Annotated in this window: 18 protein-coding genes; 4 read left to right on the plus strand and 14 right to left on the minus strand. The window is 65.5% G+C overall.

Features of this window, described 5'->3' with window-relative positions; genetic code table 11:
* Positions 1-132: 132 nt before the first annotated feature.
* From AC0KTM_RS18070 to AC0KTM_RS18115, 10 genes are all read right to left on the minus strand, one after another.
* Positions 133-684 carry a carboxymuconolactone decarboxylase family protein gene (locus tag AC0KTM_RS18070; protein WP_225326480.1) on the minus strand — a complete coding sequence of 184 codons (552 nt, stop codon included), beginning with the start codon at positions 682-684 and terminating at the stop codon, positions 133-135.
* A complete protein-coding gene (locus AC0KTM_RS18075; RefSeq protein ID WP_225326479.1) occupies positions 681-1526 on the minus strand; it encodes a TauD/TfdA dioxygenase family protein in 846 nt (281 codons plus the stop codon). Before AC0KTM_RS18075 ends, AC0KTM_RS18070 begins: the two co-directional genes overlap by 4 nt.
* 27 nt (positions 1527-1553) lie before the next feature.
* Positions 1554-1892: a hypothetical protein gene (locus AC0KTM_RS18080; RefSeq protein WP_225326478.1), complete on the minus strand. Its 339-nt coding sequence runs from the start codon at positions 1890-1892 to the stop codon at positions 1554-1556.
* Entirely contained in the window at positions 1889-3151 is a 1263-nt protein-coding gene (locus AC0KTM_RS18085) for an aromatic ring-hydroxylating oxygenase subunit alpha (protein WP_225326477.1), read from the minus strand. The genes AC0KTM_RS18080 and AC0KTM_RS18085 overlap by 4 nt, the downstream gene beginning before the upstream one ends.
* Before the next feature lie 14 nt (positions 3152-3165).
* On the minus strand, positions 3166-3909 hold the full coding sequence (locus AC0KTM_RS18090) for an SDR family NAD(P)-dependent oxidoreductase (RefSeq protein WP_225326580.1): 744 nt from the start codon (positions 3907-3909) through the stop codon (positions 3166-3168).
* A 32-nt stretch (positions 3910-3941) separates the two neighbouring features.
* Complete coding sequence (locus AC0KTM_RS18095; protein WP_472417506.1) at positions 3942-5018, minus strand: 2Fe-2S iron-sulfur cluster-binding protein; 1077 nt, start codon at positions 5016-5018, stop codon at positions 3942-3944.
* Positions 5019-5135: 117 nt separating this feature from the next.
* Positions 5136-5588, minus strand: a complete 453-nt coding sequence (locus AC0KTM_RS18100; protein ID WP_225326475.1) for a MarR family winged helix-turn-helix transcriptional regulator — start codon at positions 5586-5588, stop codon at positions 5136-5138.
* An 11-nt stretch (positions 5589-5599) separates the two neighbouring features.
* Positions 5600-6853, minus strand: a complete 1254-nt coding sequence (locus AC0KTM_RS18105; RefSeq protein ID WP_472416307.1) for a metal-dependent hydrolase family protein — start codon at positions 6851-6853, stop codon at positions 5600-5602.
* The gene (locus tag AC0KTM_RS18110) at positions 6850-7188 is read right to left on the minus strand and encodes a hypothetical protein (RefSeq protein ID WP_225326473.1); all 339 of its coding nucleotides are present in this window, start codon (positions 7186-7188) and stop codon (positions 6850-6852) included. The genes AC0KTM_RS18105 and AC0KTM_RS18110 overlap by 4 nt, the downstream gene beginning before the upstream one ends.
* Entirely contained in the window at positions 7185-8453 is a 1269-nt protein-coding gene (locus AC0KTM_RS18115; protein WP_225326472.1) for an aromatic ring-hydroxylating oxygenase subunit alpha, read from the minus strand. Before AC0KTM_RS18115 ends, AC0KTM_RS18110 begins: the two co-directional genes overlap by 4 nt.
* Before the next feature lie 186 nt (positions 8454-8639).
* Here AC0KTM_RS18115 and AC0KTM_RS18120 point away from each other — a divergent pair, with 186 nt between their 5' ends.
* Complete coding sequence (locus AC0KTM_RS18120) at positions 8640-10085, plus strand: aldehyde dehydrogenase (RefSeq protein ID WP_472416309.1); 1446 nt, start codon at positions 8640-8642, stop codon at positions 10083-10085.
* A gap of 44 nt (positions 10086-10129) precedes the next feature.
* Here AC0KTM_RS18120 and AC0KTM_RS18125 read toward each other — a convergent pair whose 3' ends face one another.
* Entirely contained in the window at positions 10130-10363 is a 234-nt protein-coding gene (locus tag AC0KTM_RS18125) for a hypothetical protein (RefSeq protein ID WP_225326470.1), read from the minus strand.
* Positions 10364-10573: 210 nt separating this feature from the next.
* Here AC0KTM_RS18125 and AC0KTM_RS18130 point away from each other — a divergent pair, with 210 nt between their 5' ends.
* Together AC0KTM_RS18130 and AC0KTM_RS18135 are read left to right on the plus strand one after the other, a co-directional pair.
* Entirely contained in the window at positions 10574-12208 is a 1635-nt protein-coding gene (locus AC0KTM_RS18130; RefSeq protein ID WP_225326469.1) for a fatty acyl-AMP ligase, read from the plus strand.
* Positions 12209-12376: 168 nt separating this feature from the next.
* Positions 12377-12817 carry a DUF5994 family protein gene (locus AC0KTM_RS18135; RefSeq protein WP_225326468.1) on the plus strand — a complete coding sequence of 147 codons (441 nt, stop codon included), beginning with the start codon at positions 12377-12379 and terminating at the stop codon, positions 12815-12817.
* Here AC0KTM_RS18135 and AC0KTM_RS18140 read toward each other — a convergent pair.
* From AC0KTM_RS18140 to AC0KTM_RS18150, 3 genes are all read right to left on the minus strand, one after another.
* Positions 12814-13008: a long chain fatty acid-CoA synthetase Faa4p gene (locus AC0KTM_RS18140; protein WP_225326579.1), complete on the minus strand. Its 195-nt coding sequence runs from the start codon at positions 13006-13008 to the stop codon at positions 12814-12816. The two genes, AC0KTM_RS18135 and AC0KTM_RS18140, sit on opposite strands and share 4 nt — an antisense overlap.
* Positions 13009-13213: 205 nt before the next feature.
* Positions 13214-13591: a type II toxin-antitoxin system death-on-curing family toxin gene (locus AC0KTM_RS18145; RefSeq protein ID WP_472416311.1), complete on the minus strand. Its 378-nt coding sequence runs from the start codon at positions 13589-13591 to the stop codon at positions 13214-13216.
* Positions 13588-13794, minus strand: a complete 207-nt coding sequence (locus tag AC0KTM_RS18150) for a hypothetical protein (RefSeq protein ID WP_026071253.1) — start codon at positions 13792-13794, stop codon at positions 13588-13590. Before AC0KTM_RS18150 ends, AC0KTM_RS18145 begins: the two co-directional genes overlap by 4 nt.
* A 102-nt stretch (positions 13795-13896) precedes the next feature.
* Between AC0KTM_RS18150 and AC0KTM_RS18155 the strand changes: the two genes are divergently transcribed.
* Positions 13897-14112 carry a hypothetical protein gene (locus AC0KTM_RS18155; RefSeq protein ID WP_009954684.1) on the plus strand — a complete coding sequence of 72 codons (216 nt, stop codon included), beginning with the start codon at positions 13897-13899 and terminating at the stop codon, positions 14110-14112.
* Positions 14113-14119 lie beyond the last annotated feature (7 nt).

The raw sequence follows: 14119 nt of genomic DNA on the forward strand, positions 1-14119 counted from the left end.
CTGAGAGATAGCTGAGAAGATAGCACCGACCATGAGACGGTTCGCGAACGCGAGAGCGCATGGGCCGGCGCTTTCGCAAGTCGCCTATTACGTGAGTCAGCCCGCGCGCCACATTCGGGGTGAGGCCGAGCTCTACCGTGCCTCGTCTTGGACGCCAAACGTGTTGACGGCCAAGGCCAGCAGCAGGTAGCCACCGATGGTGAATATCAGATCCATGCATTGCTGCTGGGTGAACAGGCGGCACAGTTCATCCCAGGTCGTTTCGCCGATCGTGCTGTCACCCGTGAGGTCGTCGACGGCCCGGATCACGGCTTGGTCGGTCGGGTCGGCGCAGCGGCCGGACCGGATGTCGTCGATCTCGGATTCGGACAGGCCCGCCCGCGCGGCGATGGGAAGGTGGTGCGACCACAGGTAGCCGCACTTGCTTTGATGCACCACGCGAAGCAGCGCGACTTCTCGCACCCGAGGCGACAGCGTCGAGCGGGTCAGCAGGTAGGCATTGAACGGCAGGTAGGACGCCGTCAGGTCGGGGTGGCGGACCAGCGTCGACAAAACATTGCCCGCACCAACGGGATTGGCCCGCTCGACCGGGATCAGGGATGCCAACGCTTCCCGGGCGCGCTCGTCCCACTCGTCGGCGGGCAACGGTGTCAGACGCAGCGGATGCTGGTCGGCTGCCGTCATTCGATCGGCTCGTCGCCGAGCACGGTGGTGCGCAGCATCTCGCGCTGGGAGTTCGGGTCGTACGGGGCCGCACGGTGCAGCACCCCGCGGTTGTCCCAGATGACGGTGTCCCCGACCGACCAGTTATGGCTGTAGACCTTCTCGGGCGCGGTCGCGCGGTCCAGGAGTTCATCCAACAGTGCCCGGCCCGCGTCGAGATCCATGCCGACGACGTAATCCGCGGAGGCGCCCAGCACGAGTGATTTGCGGCCGCTGCGGTGTGTCCACACCAGCGGATGCTCATGCGTACGCCGAGATCGCCAGCGCTGCACCTGTTCCGGTGAAGGGTCGGGATACACGCGGCGCTGGGACGCTTCCAGTGAGTGCACCACACGCAAGGCGCCGAACCGCTCCTTCTCCTCATCGGTCAGGGCGTCGTACGCGGCGTAGCTGTTGGCGAACTCCGTCTCCCCGCCCCATTCGGCCACCTGCACCGCCGAGAGCACCGTGGCCTTCTGGGGGCATTCCTCACCCAGCGGCGTGCAGCCGTCGATGTGCCAGTCGAAGGTCGCCTTCAGGTAGGCGGCTGAGGCGTTCTTGGACTTGTCCAGGGTGATCGGGTAGATGCCGGGTACCGGATGGTGACCGTCGGAGGAGTGATCGACTCCACCGAGGCGACGGCAGAAGCCGACCTGGGCCGCCGGGTCGAGGTGCAGCCCACGGAAGACCAGAACCCCGTTGTCTTCCAACGCATCCAACACCGCGGCACCGACCGAGTCGTCGTCGGCCAGCGCGGTGGGCTCGAGGCCCGCGACTTCGGCGCCGACGGACTCGGTGAGTTTCGTGATGGTCAGCAGACCCATGGTCGGACCTTTCGGAGAAGGGATGAATCAGGGCACCGGCCAGCCGGTCCGGGTCATGACCGCGTCGGCGGCGTCGACCGGGGCCGGTTGATGCATGATCTCGACCGCCATGGCGACCATGATCAGCGAATAGATCATGTGCAACAGGTTCAGCGCGTCGTCCGGCAGGTTGTCGAGCGGAAACTTGTCGCAGTAGTCGATGGCCTCTTCGAGGCGGGGGAAGAACGCGTCGTAGAAGCCAAGCAGCTCCGGCATCGACGCACCGACCCGGGCGTTCCAGCGCTCGGTCTCGGTTGCCAGGCACCAGGTTTGGGCGTAGTCCTCCAGCTCGGCGAATGCGCTGGGCAACATGGGATGCATGGTCACACCCCCACCGGATCCTGTTCGCGGCGATAGGCTTCGACCCAGTCGACGACGACCTTGTGCAGGTGGCGCACCAAGATCTCTTGGTCGTTGAGGGGGAAGTCGTCGACGATGCCGTACTCCAGCGCCGCCTGCGTACCACCCAGCATCCCGGCGTCTTGCAGCGCAAACTCTTTGAGCACCACCGCGGCGACCTCGTGTTCGATGCGTTCCCGCACGGTGCTCGCCGGGTGGAAGTAGGTGTATGCCTCGAACCGGTGCGTGTTGTGCGAGGTGGGCCAGTACCGGTACAGCAGATACCACCCGCCGTAGATCAGAATCTCGATGTTCGGGAAGATCTGGAAGTTGCTGATCCCCCAGGGCTCGATCCCTCCCGGGTTGAGGCCGGCCGGCAGCTCGCCGATGTCCGGGGTCCGCCACGGCCCCACCAGACCGCTGCGGGTGGCCCGCTCGATCGGGTACATGTATTCCGGCGGCAACAGCCAGCGGCGCCGTCCGGCGGTGGAGACCAACCGGTGCGGGCCGTCGAGTTGGAAATGCCCGCAGGTGAATCCGGCGTTGGGGTCGCGCACCTCCGACGGCACCTGTTGTGAGTGCAGCGAGGGCACGTGGTAGTACTCCTGGAAGGCGTCGGCGAAGATCTTCCAGTTGCTGTTGTTGTGGGCCACCCAGTCGTAGCGTTCGGTCAGCTTGCCGAATGGATAGTCGTCGAGGCCGGTGATCATCGGGCCGAGGAACTCGCGCAGGCTCTGGCGCGGTTCGCTGTCGAAGTTGATGAAGACGAAGCCGTTCCACACGTCGCAGTGCACCGAACGCAATCCGTACTTTCCCGGATCGAGGTCGAAGAACTCCGATTCCTGCTGCACGAACTTCAGCTCGCCCTGCAGGTCGTAGCGCCAACCGTGGTACTTGCAGGTGAACTGCCGGCACGTCCCGCGGGTCTCTTCACCGGGAAAGTCGTTCCACACCAGTTTGTTTCCGCGGTGCCGGCACACGTTGTAGAAGGCGCGGATTCGCTCGTCTTTGCCTTTGACCACGATCACCGACGCCCCGACGACTTCGATCTCTTTGGTCAGATAGCTGCCGACGCGGGGCAATTCCTCCACCCGGGCGACGTTGAGCCACGCCCGCTTGAAGATCGCTTCCCGCTCGAGTTCGTAGAACTCCGGTGACGTCGAATCTCTGAAAGAGACGGGCCCGGTTCCCAATTCGGGGTAGTGCTCGGTCCAGGAGCCTTCCGGCGGCCGGCCTGATCTGGTCATCGCATCCCTCACTATCACATCACCGATCCGCCATTGACACCCAAGACCTGACCGGTGATGTACCTTGCTTCTTCCGAACATAAAAATCCCACCGCCGCCGCGATATCGGCCCCGGTTCCCAGGTAGCCCAACGGGATATTGCTGGCGATCTGCTCGTTGGAGGGCAGGTACCCGGCGGCCTGGCCCTGGTGCTGCATCGGTGTCTCGATGCCCGAGGGTGGAATGTTGTTGACGGTGATCCCGTGCGGCGCGTATTCGCGGGCCAGTGACTTGGTCAACGTGATCACGCCCCCTTTGGACGCCGCATAGTGGGCGGCGAACGGGGATCCGCGCTGGGCGCTCGACGACGAGATCATCACGATCCTCCCCCAGTTCGCCTCCACCATGTCGGGGAGCGCGACCTGGCAGCAATGAAACGTGCCGGTCAGGTTGACATCGATGATCCGCGACCAGGATTCGGCGGTGATGTCCAGGAAGGGCGAAAACCCGAACATCCCGGCGCTGGTCACCAGGACCGTCACCGGCCCCAGTTCGCTGCGCACCTTCGCGAATGCCTGCTCCACAGCGGACCGGTCGGTGACGTCCGCGCCCACCGCGAGCGCGGTCGCGCCTTCGGCGCGCAGGTCGTCCGTGACACGTTGCGCCGCATGCTCATTGAGATCGAGGACGGCCACTTTGAGGCCGCGCCGACCCAATTCGTGACAAGTCGCCTCCCCCATGCCTGAGGCGCCGCCGGTCACCACCGCCACCCGCGTCATCGCAACCGCTCCACCGTCGACCGCCTTTTCGCTCATTCGTAGACCACCCGCACCGTGGGACTGGTCGGCACCGCCTGGCACGTCAGCACCCAGCCTTCGTCGACCTCGTCCTGGTCGAGCGCATCGTTGTTGATCATCCGGGCACTGCCCTGCGTCAGGCGGCCCATACACGTTCCACACGAACCGATTTCACACGAGGACGGCGCCCGCAGCCCCGCCATGCGGGCCGTCTGCAGCAACGTATTGCCCGCGTAGTACGGCGCGGTGGTCGTCGATCCGTCCAGCACGATGGTGACCTCGTCGGTGACCGCGTCGGCGTCGGGCGGCGCCGCCGCGGTCACATCGGTCACGTCGAAGTGCTCGATGTGCAGGCGGTCGGCTGGCACCCCCGCCCCACCCAGGGCGGCCCGCACCGTCTCCATGAACTCGTTCGGCCCACAGACGTAAAAGTCGGCGCCGTCGGTGTTCTCGAGGAACGCGGCGATGTCCGCTTGGGTGGCGAAGCCGGTTTGGTCGTCGAGATGGTGGTGCAGGACGAAGCGGTCTGCGTGCTGTCTTTCCAGCGCCTGCAGGGCCTCATCGAAGATCACCGCGTCACGATTCCGGTTGGCGTAGAACAACCGCGCGCTGCGCGTGCCGGACGCCAGCGCGGTGCGCAGCAGCGAGAACACCGGCGTGATGCCGCTTCCGCCGGCGAACGCGACCAGCTCTCGGTCGGTGTCGTTCAAGACGAAGCGACCCTGCGGCGGTAGGGCGTACAGCTGGTCGCCGGGTGCGGCGGTGTCGTTGAGCCAGTTCGACACCGCGCCGTCGCGGTCGCGTTTGACCGTGATGCGCAGGTCTTCGCCGACGGCGGGGGACGACGACATCGAGTAGCAGCGCCGGTACTCGCGTCCGTCGATGCTGACCAGCAGCGTCAGGAATTGTCCGGCTTGGTAGCCGAACTGTGCCGCACTGCCCTGCGGAACATCGACAACGATCGACACGGCGTCGCGGGTTTCGCGCACCACCTGCTTGATCCGCAGCGGCACAAAACCGTCCGGTACATCAGCCATGTCGACACCCCCGGGTCCGGCGCTCAGCGTCGCCGGACCGGCGTCCGTTGCCATGCGGTTCTCTCCCATCCCCGCCAGAGTATCAACTACTTGCGATTAGTCTCAAGTACTAGATATTCATCGTCCGGCGCCGCGGCCCGAAGGTGCGCGCGGGCGCCGTCGTAGCAGGTGTCAACCCTCGACGTGATCGTCGAACAGCTCATGGCCGGTGCCCTTTTCGACCACGCGGCCCAGCAGTTCGCGCAGGGTCCGCTGCTCGTCCTCGGTCAGCACGCCGAACACCTCCTGGTGTGCGGCGATCGCGTCATTGACGACCGTCTCGGCGACTTTGCGGCCTTCCCCGGTCAGGTAGGCCCGCAGGATGCGCGCGTGTTGGGGGTCCTGTTTTCTTTCCACCAGGGCGCGGCGCTCCAAGGCGGTGAGCGCGAGCTGAACGCCCTGCGGGCTGATCAGCAGCCGGCGGGCCAATTCGGCGCCGGACAACCCGGGTTCGTTGGCCAATTGGCGCAGCACACCGATCTGGGCAGTGCTCACACCGTGTTCCCGCATCGCCTCGTTGATGGTGGTCAGGGAGTAATAGAAGGCCTGTTTGAGCAGCCACAGGATGTTGTCGGTGAGTTCCATAGCTGCCTCCGTCAGGCCGCGGGGTTCTTGTAGATCTGTCCGTTCTTCATGACAAAGCGGACGTCGAGCGTCCTGGCGATGTCATCGAACGGGTCCCCCGGCACGGCGATGATGTCGGCAAGATAGCCGGGCGCCAGCCTGCCCAACTCGTCGTCGGCGTCGATCAGCTCGGCGGCCACCACCGTGGCCGCGCGGATTGCCTGTGCGGGAGTCATGCCCCGCGCAACCAGTGCGCCCAGTTCTTTGGCGTTTTGGCCGTGCGGGATGGCCGGCGCGTCGGTACCACACGCGATCCGGACGCCCGCGTCAATCGCCTTGGGCAGCATGGCCTTTGCGCGTGGGAACACCTCGAGCGCTTTCTTGCGCAGCTCCGGTGCGATGCGGTCGATGGCCATGGCCTCGGTCAGGTATGTGGTCGAGACCAGGAAGGTGCCGTGGTCGACCATCATCTGGATCGTTTCGTCACTGGCCAAGAAGCCGTGCTCGATGCAGTCGATCCCGGCACGGATGCAGGCTTGTACGGCGGTGTCTCCGACGGCGTGTGCGGCCACGCGGACTCCGGCGCGGTGGGCTTCGTCGGCGATCGCGGCGAACTCGGCATCGGAGTACTGCTGCGCGCCGGGGGCGGTGCTGTGCGACATCACCCCGCCCGAGGCGGAGACCTTGATCAGCTTGGCGCCATGCCGGATTTGGTAACGCACGCAGGCGATCACGTCGGGAACGCCGTTGGCGATGCCCTCGGCCACCGACAGCGGCATGACCCCGGGAGCCAACCGCTGAAAGACCGTCGGGTCCAGGTGCCCGCCGTACGGGGTGACGGCATGGCCGGCGGGATAGATGCGCGGCCCGATGTGCCAGCCCTGGTCGATGGCGCGCTGCAGCGCCACGTCGAGCAGATACCCGCCGGTCTTGACCATCAGCCCGAGATTGCGCACCGTGGTGAACCCGGCGTCCAGGGTGGTGCGCGCGTTGACCGCACCGCGCAACGTGCGATAGGCGGGGTCGTCCTGCACGCCATGCATGGGCGACGGCAGGCCCTCCGGTCCGCCGGGGCCGCCGATGAGCAGGTTGAGTTCCATGTCCATCAGGCCCGGCAGCAGAGTCATGTCGCCGAGGTCGACGATGGTGGCCGAATCCGGCAGGGGCTCTTCGGGATTGATCGCACCGATGCGTTCGCCTTCGACCACGATCACCGCCGGAGCGTGGATCTGCCCCGTGACGACGTCGGCCCACCGCGCCGCCCGCAGGACGGTCGCCTCGGTCATGGAACCGGCTCGGACACGCAGTCCAGGGTCGAAGCGCCCGAGTCGGGGACGCGGGGTTGCTTCCAGCACTCCACCGGGAACGACACCATGATCATGGAGTAGAGCAGGTGCATCAAATTCAATACGTCGTCCGGCAAGTCGTCGAGAGAGAACTTGTCGCAGAACGACAATGCTTCCTCGGCGCGCGGGGTGATCGCGTCGTAGAAGGCCTTCATTTCGACCATCGAACTGGCGAGCCTCTTGGCGTAGCGTTCGGGTTCGCTGGCCAGGCACCACTCGGCGAACGGTTCGAGGTCGGCGAACTCGGCGGGCAGCATCGTCGGCATCGCGTTCACACCCCCGCGCTCGTCGTCCGGCGATAGTCATCGATCCAGGCCGCGGTCTCCTTGTGCAGGTGCCGGATCAGGACCTCCTGGTCGCAGAGCAAGAACTCGTCGATCACCTCGGATTCGAGCATCGTCTGGGTCGCCTCCAGCGTGTTGGCGTCCTGCAGCCCGTATTCCTTGAACGACACCGCCGCCAGTTCCTGGGCCACCCGCTCGCGGGGGGTGCGCGGCGCCGGGAAGTACAGCGTGCCCTCGAAGAGGTGACTGTTGTAAGTCGTCGGCCAGTAGTGGTAGGTCAGATACCAGCCCTGGCCCCAGAACAGGATGACGAAGTTCGGGAACAGCTGGAACGAATCCAGCCCCCACGGATCACATTTCGCCGGGTTGAGCCCCTCGGGCATCGGGCCCAGATCGGGCTTGTCCCACGGCCCGAACAGCCCGCTCTGGCAGATGTCCTCCATCGGTTTGCGCATCTCGTCCGCCATTTCCCAGGCGCGCACCCCCGAAGTGCTGACCAGCCGGTGCGGCCCGTCCAGCCGGTAGTGCGGGGCCTCAAAACCCGCCTCGGCGGCCGCCTTCGAGTACGCGGTCGGTGACTGGTTCGCGTGCAACACGGGCGCGTGATAGAACTCCTGGAACGCGTCCATGTAAAGCTTCCAGTTCGCCTTGACTTCAGAGCGATAGCACCAGCGCGAGATCATCTTGTCGAACGGGTAGCCTTCCAGCCCGGTGATCATGGGTCCGAGGAACTCTCGCAGCGACTGCTCGGGCTTCTTGGCGAAGTTGACGAAGATGAACCCTTCCCACACGTCGCAGTGCACCGGCACCAGCCCGTAGCGACCCTTGTCGAGGTCGAAGAATTCCTCCTCCTGCTGCACGAAGGTGAGGTTGCCGTCCAGGTCGTAGCGCCAACCGTGGTATTTGCAGGTGAACTGCCGGCACACTCCGCTCGTTTCTTCCTGCGGCAGGTCGTTCCACACCAGCTTGTTGCCGCGATGCCGGCACACGTTGTGATAAGCCTTGATATCGCCAGATGTCGTGCGAACCAGGATGATTGAGGTGTTGACGACCTTCAGTTCCCGGGTGAGGTAACTACCCTTGCGCGGAAGCTGTTCAACGCGACCGACATTCAGCCAGGCCCGCTTGAAGATGGCGTCGCGTTCCAACTCGTAGATCTCGGGGCTGATCGAGTCCTCGTAGGACACCGGCGCGGTGCCCAATTCCGGGTAGTGCTGAGTCCAGCTTCCCTCCGGCGGTTTAGGAAATCGAGGCATGATCGCTCCTTATGCAGTCCAATCTCACCGAAACCTCAGGTGTCAGCCGCTCGCCGCGGCACTGCCCGCGCGAAAACAACCACCTGCGCACCGGTTTCACCCATCCCTGAGAGCTCCGTCAGGGCCGACGGTATATCCTCGACTCACCAATAGCAAGTAGTTGATACTGGCCCTCGGGAGGCGCGGATGGACCACAACCCCGCACTGCAAATCGCCGCAAGCGACGGGGCACGGCCGCCCGCCGGCGTCCTGCGCGTCATCTCGCCGCACACCGAGGAACCCATCGCCGAGGTCAATGCGGCGGGATCCGACGACGTCGACGCGGCGGTGGCCGGCGCGCGGGCGGCCTTCGGGCCCTGGGGCCGCAGCGAGCCGGCGGAGCGGATCGCTGCGCTCCGGCGCCTGGCCGACATCTACGACGGACGCCGCGCGGAGATGGCCACGACGATCACGGCCGAGATCGGCGCCCCGATCAGCTTCGCCCAGCGCGCCCAGGTCGGCCTGCCGGCGTTCATGATGCGCGCGTTCTGCGACCTGGCCGAAAGGCATCCGTGGCAGGAGACGAGGCCCGGGTTCTTCGGGAGCGACGTGCACGTCCGCAAGGAACCCGTCGGCGTCGTCGCGGCGATCGTGCCGTGGAACATGCCCCAGTTCCTCATCGTCACCAAACTGGTGCCCGCGCTGCTGGCCGGCTGCACCGTCGTGCTCAAGCCTGCCCCCGAAAGCCCGTTGGATGCACTGCTTTTGGGCGAGATGATCACCGAAGCCGGCCTGCCGCCGGGCGTGGTCAGCGTCCTGCCGGGCGACGGTGCGCTGGGCGCCTACCTCGTCGCCCACCGTGGCGTGGACAAGGTGTCGTTCACCGGCTCCACCACGGCGGGGCGCGCCGTGGCCGCATCCTGTGCGGTCAACCTCACCAAGGTCAGCCTGGAACTCGGCGGCAAGTCCGCCGCCGTGGTCCTCGACGACGCATCGCCGGACAAGGTGGCCGCCGGGGTGCGCTCCGCGAGCCTGTCCAACAGCGGCCAGATCTGCAATGCGCTCACCCGGGTGCTGGTCCCGCAGGGGCGCCACGACGAGTACGTCGACGCGCTCGCGGCCGAGATGGCCGGCCTTCGCGTCGGCGATCCCAACGATCCCGACACCCAGCTCGGTCCGTTGGTGTCCCGGCGCCAGCAGCAGCGCGTTCGCGACTACATCCAGATCGGCCAGGACGAGGGCGCACGCGTCGTCGTCGGCGGCACCGACATGCCCGACGGGCTCGACCGCGGCTGGTATGTCCGGCCCACGCTGTTCGCGGCGGCCGACAACACCATGCGCATCGCCCGGGAAGAGATCTTCGGGCCCGTCATCACCGTCATCCCCTACCGCGATGACGAGGAGGCGCTGGCGATCGCCAACGATTCCGATTACGGCCTGGCGGGATCGGTGTGGAGCGACGACACCGACCGCGCGCTGGCGATGGCCACCCGCATCCACACCGGGACCGTCGGCGTCAACCAGGGGTACACGATGGATCCCTTCGCGCCCTTCGGCGGGGTCAAGGCAAGCGGCTACGGACGCGAGCTCGGGCCCGAAGGCCTCGACAGCTACCTGGACACGAAATCGATCGCGATCGCCGCGGGATCCTAGAATCCGTTGCCGCCCTTGGCGTTTGGCACGGATCTAAGGCATTGTCATGCCGCTTTGGCGTATCTGCGAACCACGTCGTCCTCGCCGAACGTGCTGGTGCGCTGTTGGCCGTTGTCGTCGCGGCTGAAAAATGTCCATTGCCGCGGACCGCTCTGCGGACCACTGATCATTTTCACGGTCAGGCGCAATTCCGTGGGGCGCCGCGTGCCGATGACGTCGCCGACCCGGATCTGCGACGGGTGAATCTCGGGTGCGTCGGACCAATTCTGTGTGGACATGATGTCCATCCTCCCTTGTTCCCACCAGCCTATCCGCAGTTCCGCGTTTCTCGCGGGCGGATCAGCTTGCCGCGGCCGTCGCCCTTACCCGGACGGGCGGCGCGCCCTCTGGGGAGACGCGCCTGAGGTCAGTAGCATGTCCTCGGCACCTCATACGTCCCGAGATGACCAAAACAGGCCTGTAGCTGGCCTGACGCAGGGGAGGTGGCGGTGAGCAGATTCGTTGATGCGATGCTGTGCGCTGCGGAGACGAGTACCCACGGCCTGGTGACCGGCGAGCCCGGTTCGCCAGTTCGGTCCACCTGGACCGAAGTTCATCAGAGCGCCCGGCGGGTAGCCGGCGGATTGGCGGCGCTCCGGGTCGGCGCGGGCGATCGGGTCGGTGTGCTGGCCGGCGCCCCGGCGGAAGTCGCGCCGATCGCGCAGGGTGTGTGGCTGCGCGGCGCGTGTCTGACGATGCTGCATCAACCGACGCCACGCACCGATCTGCAGGCGTGGGTCCGCGACACCCTGGCGGTCATCACGATGATCGAGGCGACCGTCGTGATCGTGTCGGAGCCGTTCATGGCCGCCGTGGACGTGTTGGCCGAGCACGACGTCGCGGTGGTGACGATGGCCGAGCTGTTGAGCGCCGCACCGACCGCTGTCGTCGACAGCGGTGAGGACGATCTGGCGCTTCTGCAGTTGACGTCGGGCTCGACGGATTGTCCCAAAGCAGTGATGATCACTCATGCGAACGTGATCGCCAACGCCGAGGCGATGTTCGTCGGTGCCCGGTACGACCTGGATACCGATGTGATCGTGAGCTGGTTACCTCTTTTCCACGACATGGGAATGACCGGATTTTTAACGGTGCCAATGCTATTCGGTGCCGAGTTGGTCAAGATCACGCCGATCGACTTCCTGTCCGATATCTTGTTGTGGCCCAAGTTGATCGATAAGTACCGAGCGACCATGACCGCGGCACCGAATTTTGCCTACGCGTTGCTGGCCAAGCGGTTACGGCGGCACGCAAAGCCCGGTGATTTTGATCTGTCGTCGTTGCGGTGGGCGTTATCGGGTTCCGAACAGGTCGAACCGGCCGACGTGGAGGAACTGTGTTTGGCCGGCGCGCCGTTCGGACTGCGTCCAGAAGCGATCTTGCCCGCCTACGGAATGGCCGAAACAACTGTGGCAGTGTCATTTTCGGAGTGTGGCCGTGGACTCGTCGTCGATGAGGTGGACGGCGACATGCTGGCGGTGCTGCGGCGCGCAGTGCCCGCCTCCACCGGCCGCACCCGTCGGCTCGCGTCGCTGGGGCCGCTGCTGAACGGCATACAGGCACGCATCGTCGATGAGGACGGCGCCCTTCTGGCGCCTCGAGGTGTGGGAGTCATCGAGTTGCGGGGTGATCCGGTCACGTCCGGGTATGTCACGACGGCCGGTTTTGTGGCCGCTCAAGACAATCAGGGGTGGTTGAACACGGGCGATCTGGGTTACCTCACCGAGCAGGGCCACGTGGTCGTCTGCGGTCGGGCCAAAGACGTCATCATCATGGCCGGACGCAACATCTACCCCGGTGATGTCGAACGTGCTGCCGGGCGGGTCGTCGGCGTGCGCGCCGGGTGTGTGGCGGCCGTGCGGCTCGATGCCGGCCATTCGCGGGAATCGTTTGCCGTTGCGGTGGAGTCGAACGACGTCGACGATCCCGCGCAGGTGCGGCGCATCAAGCACGAGGTCGCTCACGAAGTCGTCACCGAAGTCGCGGCTCGGCCACGCAGCGTGGTGGTGCTGGCTCCAGGGGCGATTCCCAAGACGCCGTCCGGCAAGCTGCGTCGCGGTTACGCGCTGCCCCTGGTCACCTGACCGCGCTCCTATAGCGAGCAAACCTCGATGGTGGGGTAGCGTCGAAGGTGAGCCGTTTCGTTGTCCGCGGAATTCCACCGCAATGGGCGCAGTGAACACCCAAGGGCAATGTGATTCCTCCACTCGCACGCGACCGCGGACGAGCGATGCCGAACTTAGGAACAATCTGTGTATCGCACGTTGAGCCGACGCACGGCCGTCCCCGTCCGGGTCTCGGTAGCCCACCAGTTGGGCGGCGACATCGACGGAGCGTGGTGGCCACGCGCGGACCGCATCACCAACGAATTGCCCGGCCTTGTCGCGGCACTGACACCCCTGCTCGGCGACATCTGCTCTGTCAACGTCAACTGGCCGGCCCTACAACGGCCGCCCGATTTCAACTGGCACGGATGGGAACACAAGCGCCAGCACGTGATGACGTTCATCGGCAGCGAGGAGCGGGTGAACCTTTTGATCGTTCCTTATGCGACGTACAGCGGGCTTGCGCTGATGGTGCTGCGCCGCGCGGCCGGGCTGCCCGTCGAGGGCAAGGACCGCGACAAACCCGCATTTGTCACCGCCGGCTCGATCCTGCAGGCCGCCCGACAACAACGCGCCCTCGACTGTTAAGCGATTTCGCTGACGACGTAGACGGCGACATAACCGATCGGGATACCGGTCCAGGTTGCAATGCATTCGCGCGCGGCCAGTTCCACCGCGGCCCGACTGGTCGTGCGGGTGGTCCGGCCGATTTCGGGAACGCTGATCGCCCATCCGTCGGCGTCGCGGGTGACTTCGATGTCGAAGCACTGACCGACCATCGGACATTTCACGCGGGGGGCGACCCGCTGTCGACGGACGCTACGCGGCGCTTGTCGGCGCAGCAGAGTGGGCTGAACAGGCATGGCTGCTTTCCTGAGTCGCAATCGAACCGCGGGCTAGATTAATGCGCCCCAAGACGAAAACCTAATCGGCGGATCGCCGCCGCATAACGGCGTTGCCCGAAGCCGGCGTGGTTCGCAGCGGTCACGGGTGGCTCCAGCCGCGCAGTTGTGCCGCAATGTCGTCGAGACCGGCCATCGCACCGGTGGCCACCCGGATCACCAAATCGAAGCGATCGTCCTCGGGCGCACTGATCCACTGGGCGTTGATTGCCAGGAACGTCCGGCAGGCCGCCCACCCGAGTCGCTTGTTCCGGTCCACCAGCGCGTGATTCCGTGTCAGCGAATGCAGCAGTGCGGCGGCCTTGACGTGCAGATCCGGGTAGGCGTCCTGGCCAAAGATGGAGGCTCGAGGACGCGCCAGAGCGGATTCAAGCAAGCCGTAATCCCGGACAATGACGTCCACTCCGACGGCTTTTCGGGCAATTTCCAGAAGATCCTCGAGGTCCAGATAGTCCGTCATGCGTCCTTGAGGCGCTCCAGAACACCTGCCTCCTCGCGAAGCACGCGCTGCAGCGCATCGGCGACCTTGGCCTTGTGCGCCCGCCGGGCGATGTACTCGTCGATGGCCGACAGCGCGACGGCCTGCATCGATCGGCCTTCCGCACTGGCCTGCCTGCGCAGCGCTTCCGCCTGCTGTTCACTGGGCCGAAGAGTCATTCCCATAGCCGAATGATACCGGACTGATACCACGGCGCGCCTAGTAATGTGTGATGCAGGCCACATCTGCGCGTGATATGTTGCGGGCGTCACAACCAAGGAGATTTCATGGTGGGCGTGAATCGTACGAACAAGGCCATGGTCACGCCTCGTTCCGGCGCGGCGGTCAATTCGCACCGGCTGTTCATGGCGTTTCTGGCCGTCACGATATTCATCAGCGCGGTCGCCGGCGTCGTCGCCGCGGCGTCGACGGGGCACGAGACCGCCGCGCTCGTCATCGCGCTCGTGGCCGGCGGGAGTTTCATGACCGCCGCATTCTGCTAGACCCGCG

Source organism: Mycobacterium sp. NTMscope_Eco_3 (assembly GCF_976985685.1).

Bases quoted from the DNA above. Each gene is read 5' to 3' on its own strand.
- AC0KTM_RS18095 (WP_472417506.1), bottom strand. From the start codon at position 5,018: ATGGCAACGGACGCCGGTCCGGCGACGCTGAGCGCCGGACCCGGGGGT.
- AC0KTM_RS18085 (WP_225326477.1), bottom strand. From the start codon at position 3,151: ATGACCAGATCAGGCCGGCCGCCGGAAGGCTCCTGGACCGAGCACTAC.
- AC0KTM_RS18120 (WP_472416309.1), top strand. From the start codon at position 8,640: ATGGACCACAACCCCGCACTGCAAATCGCCGCAAGCGACGGGGCACGG.
- AC0KTM_RS18140 (WP_225326579.1), bottom strand. From the start codon at position 13,008: ATGGTCGGTCAGTGCTTCGACATCGAAGTCACCCGCGACGCCGACGGA.
- AC0KTM_RS18090 (WP_225326580.1), bottom strand. From the start codon at position 3,909: ATGACGCGGGTGGCGGTGGTGACCGGCGGCGCCTCAGGCATGGGGGAG.
- AC0KTM_RS18150 (WP_026071253.1), bottom strand. From the start codon at position 13,794: ATGGGAATGACTCTTCGGCCCAGTGAACAGCAGGCGGAAGCGCTGCGC.
- AC0KTM_RS18105 (WP_472416307.1), bottom strand. From the start codon at position 6,853: ATGACCGAGGCGACCGTCCTGCGGGCGGCGCGGTGGGCCGACGTCGTC.
- AC0KTM_RS18115 (WP_225326472.1), bottom strand. From the start codon at position 8,453: ATGCCTCGATTTCCTAAACCGCCGGAGGGAAGCTGGACTCAGCACTAC.
- AC0KTM_RS18125 (WP_225326470.1), bottom strand. From the start codon at position 10,363: ATGTCCACACAGAATTGGTCCGACGCACCCGAGATTCACCCGTCGCAG.
- AC0KTM_RS18145 (WP_472416311.1), bottom strand. From the start codon at position 13,591: ATGACGGACTATCTGGACCTCGAGGATCTTCTGGAAATTGCCCGAAAA.
- AC0KTM_RS18070 (WP_225326480.1), bottom strand. From the start codon at position 684: ATGACGGCAGCCGACCAGCATCCGCTGCGTCTGACACCGTTGCCCGCC.
- AC0KTM_RS18075 (WP_225326479.1), bottom strand. From the start codon at position 1,526: ATGGGTCTGCTGACCATCACGAAACTCACCGAGTCCGTCGGCGCCGAA.
- AC0KTM_RS18100 (WP_225326475.1), bottom strand. From the start codon at position 5,588: ATGGAACTCACCGACAACATCCTGTGGCTGCTCAAACAGGCCTTCTAT.
- AC0KTM_RS18155 (WP_009954684.1), top strand. From the start codon at position 13,897: ATGGTGGGCGTGAATCGTACGAACAAGGCCATGGTCACGCCTCGTTCC.